Raw genomic sequence first — 19,368 nt, 5'->3', positions numbered from 1 at the left:
CCCCGGACATGAACCGCATGTATTCGCTCCTCACCGTCAAAGCCGTTGAGGACGAGCAGCGCATCATCCGCGGCATCGCGACGACCCCCAATCCGGACCGGGTCGGGGACATCGTGGAACCGCTGGGCGTCCGGTTCAAGAACCCGATGCCTCTGCTGCATCACCACGACCACGACAAGCCGGTCGGCAGCGTCAGCTTCGACAAACCGACCCCGGACGGGATCACCTTCGAGGCGCGCCTGCCGCAGATCGCGGAGCCGGGCCCGCTGCGCGACCGGGTCGAGACGGCCTGGGGCGAGGTCAAGGCCGGGCTCGTCCGCGCGGTCTCGATCGGGTTCCGTGCCCTCGAATACGCCTTCCTCGACAGCGGCGGGATCCGGTTCACGCAAACCGAGGTCCTGGAGCTCAGTCTTGTGACCGTCCCGGCCAATGCGGACGCCAAGATTTCCCTCATCAAGTCGATCGACGCCCCTGTGCTCGCCGCGACCGGCAAGGAGCCGAGAGCATCCGATCGACCTGTTCGTCCCGGCGCCTCGGGCACATCCACCAAACCTGTCAATCTGAAACCGGAGAACGTGACGGCGATGAAGACCGTTGCTGAGCAGATCGCGGCGCTGGAAGCCACCCGGCAGGCCAAGGCCGCGCGCATGGCCGAGGTCATGCAGACGTCGATCGACGAGGGCCGCTCGACCGACGCCGCCGAGCAGGAGGAGTTCGATACCCTGGAGCAGGAGGTCCAGGCGATCGACGGCGATCTCAAGCGGCTGCGCGCCCTGGAGAAGGCCCAGGCCGCCTCCGCGCGCCCGGTCGTGCAGAACCAGATCCGGACCGCCGAGGACGGCGCGGCGGCCCGCAGCGGGGTCGTGGTCACGGCCAGCCCGAAGCTGCCGCCGGGCATCGGCTTTGCGCGGCTGGCCCGGGTGAAGGCCCTCGCCAAGCTGGACGGCGAGAGCCCGCGCACGCTCGCCAAGGAGCTCTACGGCGAGAACTCGGTCATCTACGGCATCGTGTCCAAGGCCGCGGTGCCGGCCGGGACCACGAGCAACGCCACCTGGGCCGGTGCCCTCGTCGGCGAGGAGACCAGCGTCTTTGCGGATTTCGTCGAGTTCCTGCGCCCGCAGACCATCCTCGGCCGCTTCGGCGCCAACGGCGTCCCGGCCCTGCGGCAGGTGCCGTTCCGGGTCGCGCTGATCGGCCAGACCTCGGGCGGTCAGGGCTACTGGGTCGGTGAGGGCAAGGCCAAGCCGCTCACCAGGTTCGACTTCGAGCGCAAGACCCTGGAGCCGCTCAAGGTCGCCAACATCGCGGTCGTGAGCGAGGAGACGCTGCGCGACTCCAGCCCGTCCGCCGAGATGATCGTGCGCGACCAGCTCGCCGCGGCCCTCCGCGAGCGCCTCGATCGGGACTTCATCGACCCGGCCAAGGCCGCGGCGGCCAACGTGTCGCCGGCGTCGATCACCCACGGCCTCACGCCGATCGCGTCGTCCGGCAACGACGCCGATGCGGTGCGCGCCGACATCCGCGCGCTGTTCGGCGCCTTCATCGCGGCGAACAACACCCCGACCTCGGGCGTGTGGGTGATGCCGGCGACCACGGCGCTGGCCCTGTCGCTGATGCAGAACCCGCTCGGGCAGGCCGAGTTCGCCGGCATCAGCATGAACGGGGGCACCCTGTTCGGCCTGCCGGTGATCGCGTCCGAGTTCGTCCCGAGCCCGGGGACGGGCGCCTACGTGGCCCTGGTGAATGCGGCGGACGTCTACCTCGCCGACGAGGGCGGCGTGGCGATCGACATGAGCCGCGAGGCGTCGCTCGAGATGGCGGACACCCCGGCCGGCGACGCCGGCGTGCCGACGGGGGCGCAGCTCGTCTCGCTCTGGCAGACCGACTCGGTCGGCTTCCGGGCCGAGCGCACGGTGAACTGGGCCCGCCGCCGGGCGAGCGGCGTCGCCCTCCTGTCGGGCGTCAAGTGGGGCGCGCCTCCGGCCACTCCCTGATTGATCCTCTGACGGGCCGCCTCGTGCGGCTCGTCTCCGGTCCAGGGAGATCCCCGTGAAAAGCCAAAGCTACCTGACCCGGGCGATGCGGTCGTCCGATCCGCGCTATCGGCGCGTGCTCGAAAGGCTCGGCTATCGCCGCCCCGCTGCGCCGGCTGCCTCGCTGGACGCCCCGCCGGCCGAGGAGACGGACGCCCAGCAGGACGAGACGCCGTCCACCTCGAAGGCCGAAGCGCAGGACGGTCTTGCGGCCCTCCGCGCCGAATACGAGCGCGTCGTGGGCAAGCGCGCCTTTCATGGCTGGGACGTGGAGACGCTGCGCGCGAAGATCGCGGCGGCCACGACCGAGGGCTGACCTTGCATGGCGCGCAGCACGTTCCTGGCGGCCCTTGGGAACGCCCTTGCCCCGCGGACCAAGGCGCTCGCGCCCGTCCCGCAGGGCCGCGGCGGTTGGCTCCGCATCCTCGAGAGCGTCGCCGGGGCGTGGCAGCAGAGCGTGGCGGTGAAGTATAACGCCGTCCTGTCCCATCATGCCGACTTCGCCTGCCGCACGCTGATCGCCTCGGACATCGCGAAACTGCGCATCAAGCTGGTCCAAAGGGGCGATGACGGGATCTGGGCCGAGGTCACGAATCCGGCCTATTCGCCGGTCCTGCGCAAGCCGAACCACTTCCAGAACCGCATCCAGTTCATGGAAAGCTGGGTGCTCTCGAAGCTGCAGTCCGGCAACAGCATCGTCCTGAAGCAGCGCGACAACCGCGGCGTCGTGGTGCGGCTCTATGTGCTTGACTGGAACCTGGTCACTCCGCTGGTCGCGGACGACGGCTCGGTCTTCTACCAGCTCAACACCGACCGGATCAGCGGCCTGACCGGGAGCGTCGTCGTCCCGGCGCGCGAGATCATCCACGACCGCTTCAACTGCTTCTTTCACCCGCTGATCGGGCTGTCGCCGATCTTCGCCGGGGGGCTGGCCGCAACCCAGGGTCTGGCCATCCAGAACGACAGCACGCAGTTCTTCCAGAACGGGGCGCAGCCGAGCGGCATCCTGACGGCGCCCGGGGCGATCCACGACGACACGGCCAAGCGGCTGAAGGAGCACTGGGAGAGCAACTATTCGGGGAAGAACGCCGGCAAGGTGGCCGTGCTCGGCGACGGCCTCAAATACGAGCCGATGAAGGCCAAGGCCGTCGACTTTCAGCTGATCGAGCAGCTGAGGTGGACCGCCGAGGTGGTCTGCTCCACCTACCATGTCCCGCCCTACAAGATCGGCGTCGGGCCGCTGCCGTCCTACAACAACGTTCAGGCGCTCAACATCGAGTATTATTCGCAGTGCCTTCAGGCCCTGATCGAGGCGATCGAGCTCTGTCTCGACGAAGGTCTCGGCCTGGCGGAGGGCATCGGCACGGAGTTCGACGTCGACAATCTCTTGCGGATGGACACCACGGCGTTGATCAACGCCGAGAAGGAGGCGGTGGGGGCCGGGATCAAATCGCCGAACGAGGCGCGCCGACGGCTCGACCTCAAGCCGGTCCCGGGGGGCGAGTCCCCCTATTTGCAGCAACAGAACTTCAGTCTCGCGGCGCTGGCCAAGCGCGATGCGCAGGCCGATCCGTTCCACCCGGCCGCGGTGGACGCGCCCCCGGATCCGCAGGCGGCGAGTGAGAACATCGCGCGTCTGGCGACGGCCCTCCGGCTCAAGTTCGCTGAGGCGCCCGCCCATGGATGAGGCTGACCGGCTCGCGGAGGCGGTGTTTCGCGCGGTGGAGGGCTATCTCGCCCGGACGGTGGGGCCGCTGCTCGCCCGGCTCGAGGCGCTGGAGAGGCGGGAGCCTCGGCGCGGCGAGCGGGGTCACAATGGCCAGCCGGGCCGCGGCCTCGCGAAGGCCATCGTCACCGCGGATGGCCTGCTCGTCCTGACGATGACGACGGGCGAGGAGCTCAGCGTCGGCCGCGTGACAGGCAAGGACGGCAAGGACGGGGCCGATGGCGCGCCCGGCCGGGACGGCCGCGATGGGGTCGACGGCGCGCCGGGCGAGCCGGGCCGCGATGGCACGGATGGGGCGGATGGTCGGGACGGCCGCGACTTCGATCCGGAGCTTCTCCGCACCGCGGTGGTCGAGGAGGTATCCAAGGCGGTCGACGCTATCCCGAGGCCGCGGGACGGTGCGCCTGGGCGCGACGGCACGGACGGGAAGGACGGACGGGATGGCAAGGACTTCGATCCCGCGGCCATGACGGCCGCTGTCGAGCAGGCCGTCACGAAGGCCCTCAGCCAGATCCCTGTTCCGAAGGACGGGACGCCGGGCCGGGACGGCAGGGATGGCGTCGGCGTTGCGGGCGCCCTGATCGACCGCAGCGGCCATCTCGTCCTCACCCTGTCGAACGGCGAGACCCGCGATCTCGGCAGCGTGGTCGGCCGGGACGGCAAAGATGGCGAGCCTGGACGTGATGGCGCTCGTGGCGAGCGAGGAGAGCCGGGTCGAGACGGTAAGGACGGGGCCGATGGTCGGGATGGCCAGGACTTCGATCCGGACCTGCTGCGTTCCGCGGTTGCCGAGGAGGTCTCCAAGGCGGTTGCAGCCATCCCGCAGCCGAAGGACGGCGCGCCCGGGCGAGATGGGAGGGACGGAAAGGACTTCGATCCCGAGGTGCTCGCGGCCGCTGTCGAGCGTGCCGTCACGCAGGCGGTCGGTCGGATCCCCGTTCCGAAGGACGGCGCGCCGGGCCGGGACGGCGCAGATGGGGTCGGTGTTGCTGACGCCCTCATCGACCGGACTGGCAAGCTTGTCGTCACGCTGACGAATGGCGAGACCCGTGATCTTGGCTTGGTGGTTGGCCGAGATGGCAAGGACGGTGCCGACGGCCGCGATGGCCGGGACGGCGCTCCCGGTGAGCGTGGCGAACAAGGAGAACCAGGTCGCGATGGCAAGGATGGCACCGACGGTCGGGATGGCCAGGACGTCGAACCGGAGGCCCTGCGGATCGCTGTCGAGGAGGCGGTCACGCAGGCCGTCAGCCAGATCCCGCTCCCGAAGGACGGGGCGCCCGGCCGGGACGGTCGCGACGGCGTGGACGGCAAGGACGGCGTCGGCCTCGCCGATGCTCTGATCGATCGCTCCGGCAACCTCGTGGTCACGCTGTCGAACGGCGACACCAAGCAGCTTGGCCTCGTGGTCGGCCGGGACGGCAAGGATGGCCGGGCCGGCAGCGCCGGCAAGGATGGTGCGCCGGGCCCGCGCGGTGAGCAGGGACCGCCCGGGGAGAAGGGCGAGCCGGGTCCTTCTGGCGAGCGCGGAGAGCGTGGCGACCAGGGCCGGCCGGGCGAGCGCGGGCCACAAGGTGAGCGCGGCCTGCCGGGCGAGCCCGGCGCTGCGGGTGAGCAGGGTCCGCCCGGTGAGCGCGGTGAACAGGGACCGCCCGGCGATCAAGGAGAGCGTGGCGAGCCCGGCGAGCAGGGGCCTCCAGGCGAGCGGGGCGGACGGGGGCCGCAGGGCGAGCCGGGTCCTCCCGGTGAGCGGGGCGAGCGCGGTGAGCCCGGAGAGCGTGGCGAGCGCGGTGAACCTGGCCCGGCCGGCGAGCGCGGCGAGCCGGGCCCGCCCGGAGAGAAGGGCGAGCAGGGGCCTCCTGGTGAGACGGGCGAGCGCGGTGAGCCGGGGGCTCCTGGTGAGCGCGGCGCCGATGGCTTCGGCTTCGAGGATATGGAGGAGGAGCTCGCCGGCGATGGGCGGACCCTCATCCGGCGCTACCGCCGCGGCGAGGAGGTGAAGGAGTTCCGCCACCGCGTCCCGACGGTGATCGATCGCGGCGTCTACAAGGCGGGCACGACCTACCAGCCCGGCGACGGCGTCACCTGGGCCGGCTCGTTCTGGATCGCTCAGGCCGAGACGAGTTCGAAGCCGGATGGCGGCGAGGGCTGGCGCTTGGCGGTCAAGCGCGGCCGCGATGGCAAGGACGGCAAGCCGGGCGAGCGCGGGCCCGAGGGCAAGGCCGGCCCGCCCGGCCGCGACCCAACTCGGCCCTGATAGCCGGAGGTGGTGAGGGCCATGGCTCTGGTCACGCTGGAAGCGGCCAAGCTGCACCTGCGCATCGACGGCACCGATGAGGATGCGCTGGTGCAGGACAAGATCGAGGCCGCGACCGACCTCGTGCTCGACTACCTCAAGACGCCCGAGCACGGCTGGACCGCGGAGACGGTGCCGGCGCGGGTCAAGGCGGCGATCCTGCTGGCGCTCGGCGTCCTGTACGAGAACCGGGAGGGGCAGGTCGACCCACTGACCGATGCGGTGCGGTCGCTCTTGCATCGGCTGCGCGACCCGGCGATCGCATGAGTGCGGGACCGGGGCTGGCGTTCGGGGCCGGCGCACTCCGCGAGCGCATCCGCTTCGAGAAGCGGGGCGGCACGGAGGACGGCTACGGCAACACCGTGCCGGGCCCGTTCGAGGCGCAGTTCACGCGCGCCGCGGCCTTCCTGATGAAGCCCGGCAGCGAGGCGGTGCTGGCGGCGCGCCTCACCGGCCGCCAGCCGGTCACGATGATCGTCCGCTTCGACAGGCAAACCCGGACCATCACCCCGTCCTGGCGCGCCGTCGATGTCCGCACCGGTACGGTCTACGCGATCCAGGCCGCCGCTGACATGGACCGCAGGCGCCAGTGGATCACGCTGGTGTGCATGGCCGGGGAGACCGCCTGATGGCCGCGCGCGTGCGCTTCCTGCGCGACTTCGACTTCTGGCCCCGGCCGAGCGTCGTGATCGCCCACCGCAAGGGCGAGGAGAAGCGCCTGCCCCAGGTGCAGGTCGAGGCGGCCGTGGCTGCGGGCGCAGCGGAGATCATCGATGGCGATCAGGAACCGCGACAAGCTGCTGCAGAAGCTGCAGGCGCTGCCGGACAAGGTGCGCGCCGCGGTCGGGCCGGCCATCGCGCAGGGGGCCGATGAAATCGTCGCCCTGCAGAAGCGCCTCGCGCCCGTGAAGTCCGGCGCCCTGCGCCAGTCGATCCGGGCCGTGAAGGGCACCTACACGCCCGAGAACGCGAACGTGCGCGGTGTCGGCGGGCCGGGCGGGCTCGTTGGCGACCCCGACTTCTCGGTGCACGTGGTCGCGGGCGATGCGACGGCCTGGTACGCCCGCCTGGTGGAGTTCGGCACCGCGCCGCACATCAACAAGGGGCGATTCTCGGGCACCCAGAACCCAGGGGCGACGGCAAAGCCGTACTTCTACCCGGCCTATCGGGCGCTGAAGAAGCGCACCACGGCGAGGATCGTCCGCGCTGGCCGCAAGGCAGCGAAGGACATTGCAGCCGGTCAGACGGGCGGCAGTGGGGCAGCTGAATGAGCGCGGAACTCGCGCTGCAGGGCGCGCTCGTCGCGGCGCTGAAGACGTCCCCGGCCGGCGCGGCGGTCAGCGGACGCGTCTATGACCGCATCCCCGCCAAGACGGACCTGCCCTACCTCCACCTGCGCAGCTTCCAGGCCGTGGATGACCGGGCCGACTGTGTGGAGGGGCTGGAGGTCTATGCCGACCTCGACGTCTGGTCCGACGCGGTCGGGAAACCCGAGGCCTCCCGCATCGCCGGCCTGGTGCGCGACGCGCTCCATCTCGCGCCCCTGACGCTCGCTGCGCCCTGGGTGCTCCTCGAGATCGAGCACCGGGACACCACGACCGACGGCAGCGAGCCGCTTCTGGTTCGCGCTCGCCTTTCCTTCCGCGCTCTCGTCGAGCGCGTCTGACCCCAGCCCCAGGAGATTGAGATGGCGCAGGCCACGACCCGCAGCTTTGCGGGCTATCAGGTGCTGCTCGAGAGCACCACCACCCCGAACACCTTCGTGGCCCCGTGCGGGCTGACCGAGCGGTCGGTCACCTTCAGCAAGGACGTCAGCGAGACCCAGGTGCCCGATTGCGACAATGAAGACGCGGCGGCCTGGACCGAGCGCGACGTGGTCTCGAAGTCGGTGCGTATCTCGGGCCGCGGTGTGATGGCCAAGGAGAGCGAGCCGCGCTGGCGGGCCGCTTATGATGACGACGCTCCGGTGCGCGTGCGCATCCAGAAGTCCGGCACCGCGGCGGAGGACGGCGGCTACTGGCTCGGCCTGTTCCATCTCACCTCGATGGAAGACGGCGCCAGCAAGGGCCAGCGCGTCACCAAGGCGATCGAGATGCAATCGACGGGGCCGGTCACCTGGGTGGCAGCATCCTGATGGCGCGCAAGACCAGCATCGAACTCGATTGGGCCGATGGGACGTACCTGTTCCATCTGGACATCCCGCGGCTGAAGGAGCTGCAGGAGAGGTGCGACGCCGGCCCGCCCGAGGTGCTCAAGCGCCTGGTGGAGGGCCGCGCCCGGGTCGAGGACGCGCAGGAGACGGTGCGGCTCGGGCTGATCGGCGGCGGGCTGCCGGCGCCGCAGGCGGCCAAGCTCGTGCGGCTCTACGCCGGCGACGAGACGCCTCTGGCGGAGGTCATCGCGGTCGCCATCCTGGTCCTCGGGGCCGCCGTCCTCGGCAATGCCGGCGAGGAGGTCACCCGCCAGGGAAACCGGGAAGCGGCGATCTCGTCGCCGTCGATGACGGCCGCATCGACTTCGCCGCCCTCCGCGCCAACGCCCTGATCATCGGCCTGCACAGCCTCGATGGGCTGTCGCTCGAGGAGTTCAACGAGATCGTCGCGGCTTGGAATAGAGCCCAGGATCCCCGGGGCGACCCAGAGCTGACCGAAGGCGAGGAAAATGCTCTCGCTGCGTGGATCGGGCTTCGCTGATGGCCACTGACCTCGAACGGCTTGTCATCGCGCTGGACGCGGACGTCACCCGTCTGTCGCGCCAGTTGGCCAAGGCGACCGGCGACGTCGATGCGTTCGCCCGCAAGGCGGATCAGTCGTCCAAGCGCGCGGCCAAGGCGATCACCGACAATCTGGAGCAGGGCCTGCGCGGTGATCAGCTGCGCAATCTCGGCTACCAGTTCCAGGACGTCATCGCGTCTCTGGGGTCGGGCGCTTCGCCGCTCACCGTGCTGGCGCAGCAGGGCGGGCAGGTCTACTCGGCCCTGTCCGAGACGCCGGGCGGCGCGGCGGCGGGCGTCAAATCTCTGGCGCGCCAGTTCACTGCTGCCCTCACGCCGGCCCGTCTCCTCGTCGGCGGCATCGCTGGCGCCGGGGCCGCTGCGGCCTTCCTCGGAATCCAGTACGCCGAGATGCAGAACCGGATAGAGCTCGGCCTGACGGGCATCGGCCGGGCGTCCGGCGCCACGGTTCGCGACGTCAACCGCATCTCCGAGGCTATCTCGAAGGCGCAGAACATCTCCCTCGGTGATGCCCAGCAGACCGTCACCTCCGTGGCGTCGACGGGCAAGGTCGGAGTCGGCAATCTGGAGGGCGTAGCCTCTCTGGCGAAAGGGTATGCCAAGCTCACTGGCACGGATCTTCCTGAGGCCGGCAAGGAACTCGCCAAGTTGTTCTCCGACCCGGCCCGGGGCGCCGAGGAGCTGAACGCCAGGATCGGCGCGCTTGACGACGCGACGATGCAGTACGTCAAGACACTGACTGCTCAAGGCAACCGCCAGGAGGCGATCAATGTCCTGACCCGGGCCGTGCAGCCGGAGCTTGAGCGGGCCGCGAAGCTGACCAGCCTGTGGGGCCAGATCTGGAACGATCTCGGCTCCGCGGCCTCGCGCACAGCGGGTATCATCGGTCGCGCGGTCGGCGGCTTCACCGCGCTCTCGCCAGAAGAGCAGCTTGCCATGCTGCAGGCCCAGCGGCGTGCGGCGGCCGAGGGCGTGGAGAGCGAGTACGCGAAAGAGTTACGCGCCAGCGGCCTGTCGGAGGATCAGGTCCGGATGCTCGTGCCGAGCATCGCCGACCCGCAGCAGCTTAAGGTCCTCGACGACGCCATCGCGCGCATCACGAAGCAGCTGGAGGACGCGAAGAAGGCAGCGAGTGACATCGGCGCGCGCGAACTGTCGGTCCAGGCCGGCGAGATCATTCGTGCTCTCGACCCGGAGGCGGCCAAGTTGCGCGAGGTTGAGGCCGAAGTCGTCAAGGTCGAAAAGGCGCTTGCCAACCTCATCAGCCATCCCGACGTGGAAATCGCGGGCGGTGTTCAGAACGCGATCGAGAAGTACGGTGCGTTGCAGGCCCGCCTTGATCTGCTCCGGAAGTCCTATGCGGCCGGCGGAGCGGCGGCGAAGCAGGCCCTCGAGGCCGCCGACTTCGACAAGCGCACGGCCGGCCTCTCGTCCTACGAGCGCGGCCTGCAGCAGATCGTCCGCCGGTTCCACGACATGGCCGAGGCGGCGCGCACCGCCGGCAATGAGCACGCGGCCAAGGGCTTCGAGGCGGCGGGCACCCGGGCTGTTGAAGCCTACCAGGCCCAGGCTGCCGAGCAGGCCAAGGGCGAAGTCATCCTCCCGGAAGGCTACGTGCGGGCGGTGTTCGGAGCGGAGGGCAACAACCCCGCCAAGAACACGAGGTCATCGGCATCAGGGTACGGTCAGTTTCTCGACACGACCTTCGTTGAGCTCTATCGGAAGGAGTTCTCCAATCTGGCTGCGGGCATGACGGATGCGGCCATCCTCGGCCTGAAGCAGGATCGCGCCGTCAACGAGCGGCTGACCGAAGCCTATGGGCGCGAGAACGGCAAGAAGCTCTTGGATGCGGGGTTCGCCGCATCGCTGGAGAACCTGTACTTACTCCACAACTACGGGCCGAGCGGTGGCCTCAACCTGCTGCGCACTGCGCGGGACGGGCGCGGCGGGGTGTCGGGGCGCAGCATCCTGGGCGATGACGCCGCGAACAAAAACCCGGCCGTGGCGCGCAACACGGTCCAGGGCGTCCTTGACGAGTCGGCCGGGCGCGCGCGGCGGTCCTCGCCTCAGAACCTCGCCCAGGCCGAGCGGGTGCGCCAGATCGAGGCCGAGACGGCCGCGGCCGGCAAGGATGCCGTCGCCAAGGAGCGCCTTGCCGCCGCCGAGGATTACCTGCGGGCGGCTCGCGAGCGTGGCGACGAGATCGCGAACCGGTTCAAGACCGCGGAAGAGGCTCTGGCCGCCAACACCAGCACCCTCACGGGTGAGCTGAAGACCCAGACCGAGGAGTTGCAGCGCAACGCCGCGGCGCGCGCGGCGGTGACGGCGGCAGGGCAGCGGAAGGCGCTCGCCCTCGACCTCAGCGACGCCTACGCCGCGCTCGGCCGCACGCCGGGCGAGCAGCAAGACTATCTGATTGCCAGAAGCCGCTTCGGGGAAGGCACGCCAGAGTTCCAGCAAGCCTACGACAGCCTGCAGCAACTGCGCTCCGTTGCAGAGGCCAAGTTGACCGGAAGCGGCTTCGTCAAAGACCTTGTGAGCGATCTGCGCAACGGCAAGAGCTTCGCTGACGCGCTCGGCGGTTCTCTGGTGAGCTTGGTTGGCAGGCTGGGTGACAAGGCGATCGACCGTCTGTTCAACTCGCTGTTCAGTCAGGCGAGCCCGGGCGGCGGAGATATCTTCTCCTCGATCGGCAAGCTGATCGGCTTCGCGGGCGGCGGCTATACCGGAAACGGTGGTGTCGGCCAGATCGCGGGCGTGGTTCACGGCAAGGAATTCGTGTTCGACGCGGCCTCGACCGCCCGCATCGGCCCCGCCAATCTGGAGGCCATCCGCCGAGGTGTGCGCGGCTATCAGGGTGGCGGCTTCGTCGGCGCTCAGCCCAGGTCCGGCTTCCGGGTTGCAGCCCACACGGGTGCTCCCCCTCAGGCTGCGCGTCCTCTGATCCAGGTCAGCATGGTGGTGCAGACGCCCGACGCGCCGAGCTTCGCGCGCTCCGAGGCCCAGATCACCGCCGCCCTCTACCGGGCGGTGCAGCGGGGCATGCGGTCGGGCTGATGGCCGCGCCCTTCCACGAGGTGCGCTTTCCCTTGAGCCTCTCCTACGGCTCGCGCGGCGGGCCCGAGCGGCGCACCGAGATCGTCACGCTGGGCTCGGGCGACGAGGAGCGCAACAGCCTTTGGCGCCACTCCCGCCGCTCCTACAATGCCGGCCCGGCGCTGCGCCGGGCCGAGGACATCGCCCTGCTGCTGGCCTTCTTCGAGGAGCGCCGCGGGCCGCTCTACGGCTTCCGCTGGCGCGACACCTTCGACCATGCCTCCTGTGCGCTTGGCCAGCAGCCGGCTCCCACCGACCAGCCGCTCGGCACCGGCGACGGCAGCACCACCGTGTTCCCGCTCGCCAAGACCTATGGCGGCGCCTTTGCTCCCTATGTCCGCCCCATCCGCAAGCCGGTCGCCGGTTCCGTGCGCATCGCGGTCGCCGGCACCGAGCTCGCCCCCACCGGCTTCTCCGCCGATCCGACCACCGGGCGCGTCACGCTCGCCGCGGCGCCGGCGCCGGGTGCGGCGGTGACGGCGGGCTTCCTGTTCGATGTGCCGGTGCGCTTTGCCAGCGACCGCCTCGAGATCGACCATCAGGCCGTGCTGGCCGGCGTGGTCGCCGACATTCCGGTGATCGAGCTGCGCCGATGAAGACCCTGCCGCCCGGCCTCGCCGCCAGCCTCGCCAGCGGCGTCACCACCCTGTGCCGCTGCTGGATCCTCACCCGCAGCGACGGCCAGCGCCTCGGCTTCACCGATCACGACGAGGACGTCCTCTGTGACGGCGTGCTCTGCTCGGCCGAGAGCGGCGCCACCGGCAGCGCCCTCGAGCAGAGCGCCGGGCTGGCCGTCGACAGCCTGGAGATCATGGGCGCGCTGAGCAGCGGGCGGCTGGCCGAGGCCGAGCTCGCCCGCGGCCTCTACGACGGCGCGGCGGTCGCGGTGTGGTGGCTGGACTGGACCGCCCCGGCCCATGCGGTGCTCATCCTGTCCGGCACCATCGGCGAGGTCTCGCGCGGCCGCAGCGGCTTCACCGCCGAGGTGCGCGGTCTGGCCGATCGCCTGGCGCAGCCCCGCGGCCGGCTCTACCAGCGCTCCTGCGATGCCCTGTTCGGCGATCCCCGCTGCGGGATCGACGCCACCGCCGCCGCCTACCGGGGCAGCGGCCACGTCACCGCCGTGCGCTCCGCCCGCGCGCTCGTCGCCGCGGGCCTTGAGGCCTACCGCCCCGACTGGTTCACGGCCGGCCGCCTGGTCTGGGCCTCCGGCGCCAATGCCGGGGCAGTCGTCGAGGTGCGCGCCCACCTGCGCTCCGGATCGAGCGCCTTGCTCGAGCTGTGGGAGCCGATGCCCGCCCCGATGGCGGCCGGCGACACCTTCACGCTCACGGCCGGTTGCGACAAGTCCTTCACGAGTTGCCGGGCCAAGTTCGGCAATGGCGTCCACTTCCGCGGCTTCCCGGATCTGCCGGGCAACGACTACGCGGTGTCGGCCAGCCCGGCGGGAGCGCAGAATGACGGCGGACGCCTCTGATCGCATCCGCGTGCGGGTCGTCGCCCTCGCCCGGACGTGGCTCGCCACCCCCTACCATCATCAGGCCGCGCTCAAGGGGGTGGGCTGCGACTGCCTCGGCCTGCTGCGCGGCGTCTATGCCGAGCTGTACGGGGCCGAGCCGGAGGCGCCGCCGCCCTACAGCCCGAGCTGGGCCGAGGATCACGGCAGCGAGACGCTGCGCGAGGCGGCCCGCCGCCACCTTGAGGAAATCCCGATCCCGCAGGCGGAAGCCGGTGACGTGCTGCTGTTCCGCTGGCGCAACGGGCTGCCGGCCAAGCACTGCGCCATCCTCACGGGGCCAAGCCGCATGATCCACGCCTATGACGGCCATTCCGTCCTGGAGAGCTGGATCCCGCCGGCCTGGAGCCGGCGCATCGCGCATGCCTTCCGCTTTCCGGAGATCGCCCGATGAGCACGCTGGTGCTGTCCTATGCCGGCAAGGCGGTCGGCACCGCGCTCGGCGGGCCGCTCGGCGGCGTCCTCGGCGGGATCGCCGGCGCCGCCCTCGGCGGGGTCGCGGATCGCGCCCTGTTCGGCGCGCGCGCCAAGCCGCAGATCGCCACCGGGCCGCGCCTGTCCGAGCTCTACGTCACCGCGTCCAGCGAGGGCGCGGCGATCGCCCGCGTCTACGGCCGCACCCGCGTCGCCGGCCAGATCATCTGGGCCACCAGGCTCAAGGAGACCCAGGCCGTCGAGACGGTGAAGACCCGCGGCGGCAAGGGGATGCCGCAGCCGAAGACCTACAACGTGACCTACAGCTACAGCGTCAGCTTGGCGGTGGCCTTCTGCGAGGGGCCGATCCAGGCCCTCGGCGAGGTCTACGCGGACGGCAAGCCGATCCGGCTCGCCGACTACCAGGCCCGGCTCTATCTCGGCACGGAGGATCAGCTGCCGGATCCCAAGATCGAGGCGATCGAGGGCGCGGCCCCGGCCTACCGGGGCGTGGCTTATCTCGTGTTCGAGGATCTGCCGCTGGCCGCCTTCGGCAACCGCGTCCCGGTGATCACCGCCGAGATCATCCGCCGCCCGCCCGCCGCGTCCGCGCGGCCGGCGCTGGAGGAGCTGATCACCGCCGTGACCCTGATCCCGGGCATGGGCGAGTTCGTCTATGCCACCGCCCCGGTGACGGCGAGCGAGTTCGGCAGCATCGCCGGGCAGAACATGGTCTCGGGCGGGGTCGATCTGCTGAAGGCGCTCGATCAGCTGCAGGCCGAGGCGCCGCAGTGCCGGCACGTCGCGCTGGTGGTGGCGTGGCACGGCACCGACCTGCGGCTTGCCGCCTGCCGGATCCTGCCGAAGGTCGAGACGGCGACCAAGAGCACGGATGTGCCCTGGCTCGCCGGCGGCCTCATCCGGGCGCAAGCGCCGGTGGTGAGCCGGGACGCGGACGGCGCCCCGCTGCTCGGCGGGGCGCCCGCGGATCTTGCGGTGGTGCAGGCGATCGGCGAGCTGAAGCGGCGGGGCTTGTCGGTCACGCTCTACCCGTTCGTGATGATGGACATCGCTCCCGGCAATGGCCTGCCCGACCCGTATGGCGGGCCCGAGCAGGCGGCGTTTCCCTGGCGCGGGCGCCTCAGCTGCGATCCGGCGATCGGCCGCCCGGGCAGCCCGGACAAGACCGCGGCGGCCGCCGCGCAGGTGGCGGCCTTCTTCGGCACGGTGCGGCCGGCCGATCTGGCCTGGACCGGCGCGACCGTCACCTGTGCCAAGACCGAGTGGAGCTTCCGCCGCTTCATCCTGCACTGCGCGCGGCTCGCCGAGGCGGCGGGCGGGGTCGACAGCTTCCTGATCGGCTCGGAGATGGTCGGGCTGACCGCCGTCCGCTCGGATGCCGCCACCTTCCCGGCCGTGGCGCAGCTGCGGGCGCTGGCGGCCGACGCCCGCGCCATCCTCGGCCCCGGGACCACGATCAGCTACGGCGCCGACTGGACGGAGTACGCCACCTATCGCCCGGCCGACGGCACCGGCGACGTCTACTTCCATCTGGACCCGCTCTGGGCCGATGCGAACATCGACTTCATCGGCATCGACAACTACATGCCGCTCGCCGACTGGCGCGACGGCTTCGATCATCGCGACGCCGCATCCTACGCCACGGTCTACGATCCGGAGTATCTGACGCAGAACATCGCCGGCGGCGAGCTGTTCGACTGGTACTATCCGACGCTGGCCGACCGCGACGCGCAGAACCGGGTGCCGATCACCGACACCGCTCATGCCGAGCCGTGGGTGTTCCGGATCAAGGATCTGCGCGCCTGGTGGCTCAACCCGCACCACGACCGCCCAGGCGGCGTCCGGCAGGAAGCCGCCACCGCCTGGCGGCCGCAGTCCAAGCCGATCCGCTTCACCGAGGTGGGCTGCCCGGCCGTCGACAAGGGCGCCAACCAGCCCAACGTCTTCGTCGATCCGAAATCCTCCGAGAGCTTCCTGCCCCATTACTCCTCCGGCCGGCAGGACCTGATGATGCAGCGCGCCTACCTGGAGGCGACGCTGCGCCACTGGCAGAGCCCGGACGGCAACCCGGTCTCCAGCCTCTACGGCGGCCGGATGGTCGATCCAGAGCGGCTGTTCGTGTGGACCTGGGACGCGCGGCCCTTCCCCGAGTTCCCGCGCCAGGTTTCGGTCTGGAGCGACAGCCCGAACTACAGCCTCGGGCACTGGCTCACCGGCCGGCTCAACCTCGGCCTGCTGCCCGACGTCGTCGCCGATCTCTGCGCCGGCAGCGGCGCGCCGGTCGACGTGTCGGCGCTGCACGGCCTCGTGCACGGCTACACCGTGGCCGAGGTGCAGGCCCCGCGCGACAGCCTCGCGCCTTTGCGCACCGCCTACTTCTTCGATGGCGTCGAGAGCGGCGGGGCCATCCACTTCCGCCCGCTCGCGCAGGCTCCGGTGGCCCGCTTCACTGAAGCCGATCTGGTCGCTTCCGGCGCCGGGCCGGACTACCGGCGCACCCGCACGGACGAGACCGCGCTGCCGGCCGCGGTGGCGCTGAGCTACCTCGATCCGGCCCGCGCCTACCAGAGCGCGGCCGTCGAGGCGCGCCGTGCCGCCGGCCGCTCGGCTGCGGTGTCGCGGACCGCGCTGCCGCTGTGCCTGGAGGAGGGCGCCGCCCGCGGCCTGGCCCAGGCGCTGCTGTATCAGGCGGTGGTAGAGCGCGAGGCGGTCGGCGCGGTGCTGCCGCCCTCGGCCCTGGCCCTGGAGGCGGGCGACGTCGTCAGCCTGACGCTGGCCGGCAGCCGCACCGAGTACCGCCTGACCCGGCTGGGCCTGGAGGCGGGCCGGCCGGTGAGCGCGGTGCGGGCGGACAGCGGCGTCTTCGCCTACCGGGACGGCAGTACCAGCGGACGGGCGCCGGCCCCGCCGGCGACGATCGGGGTCGGGCTGTTCCAGGCCCTGGACCTGCCGCTGCTGCGCGCGGACGCGGTGGCGCATGCGCCGTACTTCGCCGGCTACACCGCGCCGTGGTCGCCGATCGCGGTGCTGCGGGCGCTCGGCGGCGGGCCGTTCGCGGCGGATGCGGTGGTGGCCGCCCGCTCGATCATCGGCCAGCTCACGGCCCCGCTCTCCAGCGGCCCCACCCAGCGCTGGGACCGGGTCTCGGCGCTCGACGTGCAGGTGCCGGCCGGGGCCGAGCTCACCTCCGCGCCGGAGATGGAGGTGCTCAACGGCGCCAACGCGGCGGCCCTGCTCACCCCCTCGGGCGAGTGGGAGATCCTGCAATGGGCCACCGCCACCCTGCTGGGGCCGGGCCGCTATCGGCTGACCACCTTGCTGCGCGGGCAGCGCGGGACCGAGTTCGCCCTGGGCAACCCGACCCCGGCCGGGGCGCCGTTCGTGGTGCTCTCGGAGGCCCTGGTGCAGTCGGGCATGCCCCTGGCCAGCCGGGCCCTGCCGCAGGCCTTCCGCTGGGGGCCGGCGGCATTGCCGCCGGAGGATGCGAGCTATGCGGGCGCCACCCTGACCATCGCGGGGGCGGGCCTGCGCCCCTACGCCCCGGCGCAGGCCCGGCTGCGGCGCCAGGCGAGCGGCGATCTCGTGCTGAGCTGGATCCGCCGCACCCGGCTCCACGGCGATGCCTGGGAGCAGACCGAGGTGCCGCTCGCCGAGGAGAGCGAGGCCTATGCGGTCGAGATCCGCGACCCGGCGGGTGCCGTGCTCCGCACGCTCCAGGTCTCACGCCCGAGCCTGACCTACACGGCGGCCGAGCAGGCGGCGGACTTCGGCGGGCCGGTGCTGCGCCTGTCCGTCGCCATCCACCAGCTCTCCACCGTCTACGGCCGCGGCACTCCCCTGAGGACGACCCTGTATGTCTGACGCCACCCCCCATCTTGGCCTGCCGCTGCTCGCGGCCGCGCAGGCGCAGAAGCACGTCACCCACAACGAGGCGCTGACCGCCCTCGACACGCTGGTCCAGCTCGCCGTCCTCGACAAGGACCGGCTCGAACCCCCGGCCGCCGCCGAGGACGACCGCTACCTGATCGCCGGGGCGAGCCCGAGCGGCGCCTGGAGCGGCTGGGCCGGGCGGATCGTGCGCTACCAGGACGGGCAGTGGCTCTCCTTCGTGCCCAAGCCCGGCTGGATCGTGGTCGTGCTCGACGAGGGCGACCTCTACACCTACGCGGGAGGCGCCTGGACGAGCTTCCGCAGCACGCTCACGGCGCTGCAGAACCTCGCCCGCCTCGGGATCGGCACCACGGCGGATGCCGCCAATCCCTTCGCGGCCAAGCTCAACGCGGCGCTGTGGACCGCGCTCGCCCGCGCCGAGGGCGGCACGGGCGACCTGCGCTACACCCTCAACAAGGAAGCCGCCGCCCACACGCTCTCGCTGCTGTTCCAATCCGGCTGGTCCGGCCGGGCCGAGATCGGGCTGACCGGCGACGACGACTTGCACCTGAAGGTCTCGGCCGACGGCAGCGCCTGGATCGAGGCGCTGCGGATCGACCGCAGCACCGGCGGGCTCGTCGCCGGCCCGCTCGCCGCGGGCACGTTGACGTACGGCAAGGCGACCCGGCTCCCCACCGCGACGAACCTCGACACGCTCACGACCGCGGGCTTCTATGACGGCGCGCAGCTCGTCAACGCCCCCTCGGCCGAGTGGTGGTACATCGAGGTCCAGACCCACTCGAACAGCAGCCTCTACGCCCTGCAGCGGGCGACGCGGCTGAACGACGCCGCCGCGCGGGAGACCTGGCAGCGCGTCCGGGTCGCCGGCCGCTGGAGCAGCTGGGATCGCCTCTGGACCTCGGCCAGCTTCGATCCGGCCACCAAGATGGACAAGGCGGGCGGCAGTTTCACGGCGGGCATCACCGTCCCCGGCGCCGTGGCCGTCAGCGGCCTTGCGGGCGAGGTGGCGTGGGCGGACCGCTGGAGCGGCGGCGCGCGCTGGGTGGTGTACGCGGCCGGCGGCCCGCTGCGGGTCTACCGGGACGACACCGGCGACCTGTTCTGGTTCACCGAGGCCGGGTTCCATCCGTCTGCCGACAACGCCAAAGCCAGCGGGCTCGCCCCGAACCGGTGGAGCACCGTCTACGCCGCGACCGGCTCGATCAACACCTCGGATGCCCGCGAGAAGACCGGGGTTGCGCCGCTGACCGAGGCGGAGATCGGCTGGGCGAGCGATCTCGCCAAGGAGATCGGCACCTTCCAGTTCCTCTCCGCAATTGCCGAGAAGGGCGCGGAGGGGGCGCGGCACCACATCGGCCTGACGGTGCAGCGGGCGATCGCACTGGGGCAGGCGCGCGGCCTCGATCCCTTCCGCTACGGCTTCATCTGCCATGACGCATGGGCGGCGCAGGACGAGCGCAGCGAGCCGGTGCGCGATGCGGCCGGCGCGCCGACCGGCGAGACGCGGGTGCTGTCGCCCGCCCGGCCGGCCGGCGACCGCTACGGCTTCCGGCCGGATCAGCTCGCGCTGTTCATCGCCCGCGGCCAGGAGGCCCGCCTCGCCGCGCTCGAAGCCGGCCTGGGCTGACCGCACCCGTTCCC

At 71.5% G+C, this 19,368-nt stretch carries 17 protein-coding genes; all 17 read left to right on the top strand.

The window, feature by feature from the left end; genetic code table 11:
* Positions 1 to 8 precede the first annotated feature (8 nt).
* The gene (locus MNOD_RS12475) at positions 9 to 1,994 is read left to right on the top strand and encodes a phage major capsid protein (protein WP_015929255.1); all 1,986 of its coding nucleotides are present in this window, start codon (positions 9 to 11) and stop codon (positions 1,992 to 1,994) included.
* A 55-nt stretch (positions 1,995 to 2,049) separates the two neighbouring features.
* Entirely contained in the window at positions 2,050 to 2,349 is a 300-nt protein-coding gene (locus MNOD_RS12470; protein ID WP_015929254.1) for a hypothetical protein, read from the top strand.
* Between the two features lie 6 nt (positions 2,350 to 2,355).
* The gene (locus tag MNOD_RS12465) at positions 2,356 to 3,720 is read left to right on the top strand and encodes a phage portal protein (RefSeq protein WP_015929253.1); all 1,365 of its coding nucleotides are present in this window, start codon (positions 2,356 to 2,358) and stop codon (positions 3,718 to 3,720) included.
* The gene (locus MNOD_RS43095) at positions 3,713 to 6,016 is read left to right on the top strand and encodes a collagen-like protein (protein ID WP_015929252.1); all 2,304 of its coding nucleotides are present in this window, start codon (positions 3,713 to 3,715) and stop codon (positions 6,014 to 6,016) included. The genes MNOD_RS12465 and MNOD_RS43095 overlap by 8 nt, the downstream gene beginning before the upstream one ends.
* Positions 6,017 to 6,037: 21 nt before the next feature.
* A complete protein-coding gene (locus MNOD_RS12455) occupies positions 6,038 to 6,322 on the top strand; it encodes a head-tail connector protein (protein WP_015929251.1) in 285 nt (94 codons plus the stop codon).
* Complete coding sequence (locus tag MNOD_RS12450) at positions 6,319 to 6,684, top strand: phage head closure protein (RefSeq protein ID WP_015929250.1); 366 nt, start codon at positions 6,319 to 6,321, stop codon at positions 6,682 to 6,684. The genes MNOD_RS12455 and MNOD_RS12450 overlap by 4 nt, the downstream gene beginning before the upstream one ends.
* Positions 6,684 to 6,929: a hypothetical protein gene (locus MNOD_RS48000; RefSeq protein ID WP_198157602.1), complete on the top strand. Its 246-nt coding sequence runs from the start codon at positions 6,684 to 6,686 to the stop codon at positions 6,927 to 6,929. Before MNOD_RS12450 ends, MNOD_RS48000 begins: the two co-directional genes overlap by 1 nt.
* On the top strand, positions 6,829 to 7,326 hold the full coding sequence (locus tag MNOD_RS12445; protein WP_015929249.1) for an HK97-gp10 family putative phage morphogenesis protein: 498 nt from the start codon (positions 6,829 to 6,831) through the stop codon (positions 7,324 to 7,326). The genes MNOD_RS48000 and MNOD_RS12445 overlap by 101 nt, the downstream gene beginning before the upstream one ends.
* Positions 7,323 to 7,721 carry a DUF3168 domain-containing protein gene (locus MNOD_RS12440; protein ID WP_015929248.1) on the top strand — a complete coding sequence of 133 codons (399 nt, stop codon included), beginning with the start codon at positions 7,323 to 7,325 and terminating at the stop codon, positions 7,719 to 7,721. Before MNOD_RS12445 ends, MNOD_RS12440 begins: the two co-directional genes overlap by 4 nt.
* A 21-nt stretch (positions 7,722 to 7,742) precedes the next feature.
* Positions 7,743 to 8,189, top strand: a complete 447-nt coding sequence (locus MNOD_RS12435) for a phage tail tube protein (RefSeq protein WP_015929247.1) — start codon at positions 7,743 to 7,745, stop codon at positions 8,187 to 8,189.
* The gene (locus MNOD_RS12430) at positions 8,189 to 8,599 is read left to right on the top strand and encodes a gene transfer agent family protein (protein WP_015929246.1); all 411 of its coding nucleotides are present in this window, start codon (positions 8,189 to 8,191) and stop codon (positions 8,597 to 8,599) included. The genes MNOD_RS12435 and MNOD_RS12430 overlap by 1 nt, the downstream gene beginning before the upstream one ends.
* 148 nt (positions 8,600 to 8,747) lie before the next feature.
* Positions 8,748 to 11,846 carry a phage tail length tape measure family protein gene (locus tag MNOD_RS12425; protein ID WP_015929245.1) on the top strand — a complete coding sequence of 1,033 codons (3,099 nt, stop codon included), beginning with the start codon at positions 8,748 to 8,750 and terminating at the stop codon, positions 11,844 to 11,846.
* On the top strand, positions 11,846 to 12,481 hold the full coding sequence (locus MNOD_RS12420) for a DUF2460 domain-containing protein (RefSeq protein ID WP_015929244.1): 636 nt from the start codon (positions 11,846 to 11,848) through the stop codon (positions 12,479 to 12,481). The genes MNOD_RS12425 and MNOD_RS12420 overlap by 1 nt, the downstream gene beginning before the upstream one ends.
* Entirely contained in the window at positions 12,478 to 13,362 is an 885-nt protein-coding gene (locus tag MNOD_RS12415) for a DUF2163 domain-containing protein (RefSeq protein ID WP_015929243.1), read from the top strand. The genes MNOD_RS12420 and MNOD_RS12415 overlap by 4 nt, the downstream gene beginning before the upstream one ends.
* On the top strand, positions 13,343 to 13,795 hold the full coding sequence (locus MNOD_RS12410; RefSeq protein ID WP_015929242.1) for an NlpC/P60 family protein: 453 nt from the start codon (positions 13,343 to 13,345) through the stop codon (positions 13,793 to 13,795). The genes MNOD_RS12415 and MNOD_RS12410 overlap by 20 nt, the downstream gene beginning before the upstream one ends.
* Positions 13,792 to 17,697, top strand: coding sequence for a baseplate multidomain protein megatron (locus tag MNOD_RS12405; RefSeq protein WP_015929241.1), 3,906 nt, complete (start codon positions 13,792 to 13,794; stop codon positions 17,695 to 17,697). The genes MNOD_RS12410 and MNOD_RS12405 overlap by 4 nt, the downstream gene beginning before the upstream one ends.
* Entirely contained in the window at positions 17,690 to 19,354 is a 1,665-nt protein-coding gene (locus tag MNOD_RS41440; protein ID WP_015929240.1) for a DUF2793 domain-containing protein, read from the top strand. Before MNOD_RS12405 ends, MNOD_RS41440 begins: the two co-directional genes overlap by 8 nt.
* The last annotated feature ends 14 nt before the right edge of the window (positions 19,355 to 19,368 follow it).

The sequence above is a fragment of the Methylobacterium nodulans ORS 2060 genome (assembly GCF_000022085.1).
GTDB classification, from domain to species: domain Bacteria; phylum Pseudomonadota; class Alphaproteobacteria; order Rhizobiales; family Beijerinckiaceae; genus Methylobacterium; species Methylobacterium nodulans.
Note: the sequence above shows the minus strand (reverse complement) of the source record. Positions and strands in the feature narration are given on the sequence as shown.

What these genes read in the sequence shown, in the direction of transcription:
- MNOD_RS12475 (WP_015929255.1), top strand. Translation starts at nt 9, where the DNA reads ATGAACCGCATGTATTCGCTCCTCACCGTCAAAGCCGTTGAGGACGAG.
- MNOD_RS12465 (WP_015929253.1), top strand. Translation starts at nt 2,356, where the DNA reads ATGGCGCGCAGCACGTTCCTGGCGGCCCTTGGGAACGCCCTTGCCCCG.
- MNOD_RS43095 (WP_015929252.1), top strand. Translation starts at nt 3,713, where the DNA reads ATGGATGAGGCTGACCGGCTCGCGGAGGCGGTGTTTCGCGCGGTGGAG.
- MNOD_RS12455 (WP_015929251.1), top strand. Translation starts at nt 6,038, where the DNA reads ATGGCTCTGGTCACGCTGGAAGCGGCCAAGCTGCACCTGCGCATCGAC.
- MNOD_RS12450 (WP_015929250.1), top strand. Translation starts at nt 6,319, where the DNA reads ATGAGTGCGGGACCGGGGCTGGCGTTCGGGGCCGGCGCACTCCGCGAG.
- MNOD_RS48000 (WP_198157602.1), top strand. Translation starts at nt 6,684, where the DNA reads ATGGCCGCGCGCGTGCGCTTCCTGCGCGACTTCGACTTCTGGCCCCGG.
- MNOD_RS12445 (WP_015929249.1), top strand. Translation starts at nt 6,829, where the DNA reads ATGGCGATCAGGAACCGCGACAAGCTGCTGCAGAAGCTGCAGGCGCTG.
- MNOD_RS12440 (WP_015929248.1), top strand. Translation starts at nt 7,323, where the DNA reads ATGAGCGCGGAACTCGCGCTGCAGGGCGCGCTCGTCGCGGCGCTGAAG.
- MNOD_RS12435 (WP_015929247.1), top strand. Translation starts at nt 7,743, where the DNA reads ATGGCGCAGGCCACGACCCGCAGCTTTGCGGGCTATCAGGTGCTGCTC.
- MNOD_RS12430 (WP_015929246.1), top strand. Translation starts at nt 8,189, where the DNA reads ATGGCGCGCAAGACCAGCATCGAACTCGATTGGGCCGATGGGACGTAC.
- MNOD_RS12425 (WP_015929245.1), top strand. Translation starts at nt 8,748, where the DNA reads ATGGCCACTGACCTCGAACGGCTTGTCATCGCGCTGGACGCGGACGTC.
- MNOD_RS12420 (WP_015929244.1), top strand. Translation starts at nt 11,846, where the DNA reads ATGGCCGCGCCCTTCCACGAGGTGCGCTTTCCCTTGAGCCTCTCCTAC.
- MNOD_RS12415 (WP_015929243.1), top strand. Translation starts at nt 12,478, where the DNA reads ATGAAGACCCTGCCGCCCGGCCTCGCCGCCAGCCTCGCCAGCGGCGTC.
- MNOD_RS12410 (WP_015929242.1), top strand. Translation starts at nt 13,343, where the DNA reads ATGACGGCGGACGCCTCTGATCGCATCCGCGTGCGGGTCGTCGCCCTC.
- MNOD_RS12405 (WP_015929241.1), top strand. Translation starts at nt 13,792, where the DNA reads ATGAGCACGCTGGTGCTGTCCTATGCCGGCAAGGCGGTCGGCACCGCG.
- MNOD_RS41440 (WP_015929240.1), top strand. Translation starts at nt 17,690, where the DNA reads ATGTCTGACGCCACCCCCCATCTTGGCCTGCCGCTGCTCGCGGCCGCG.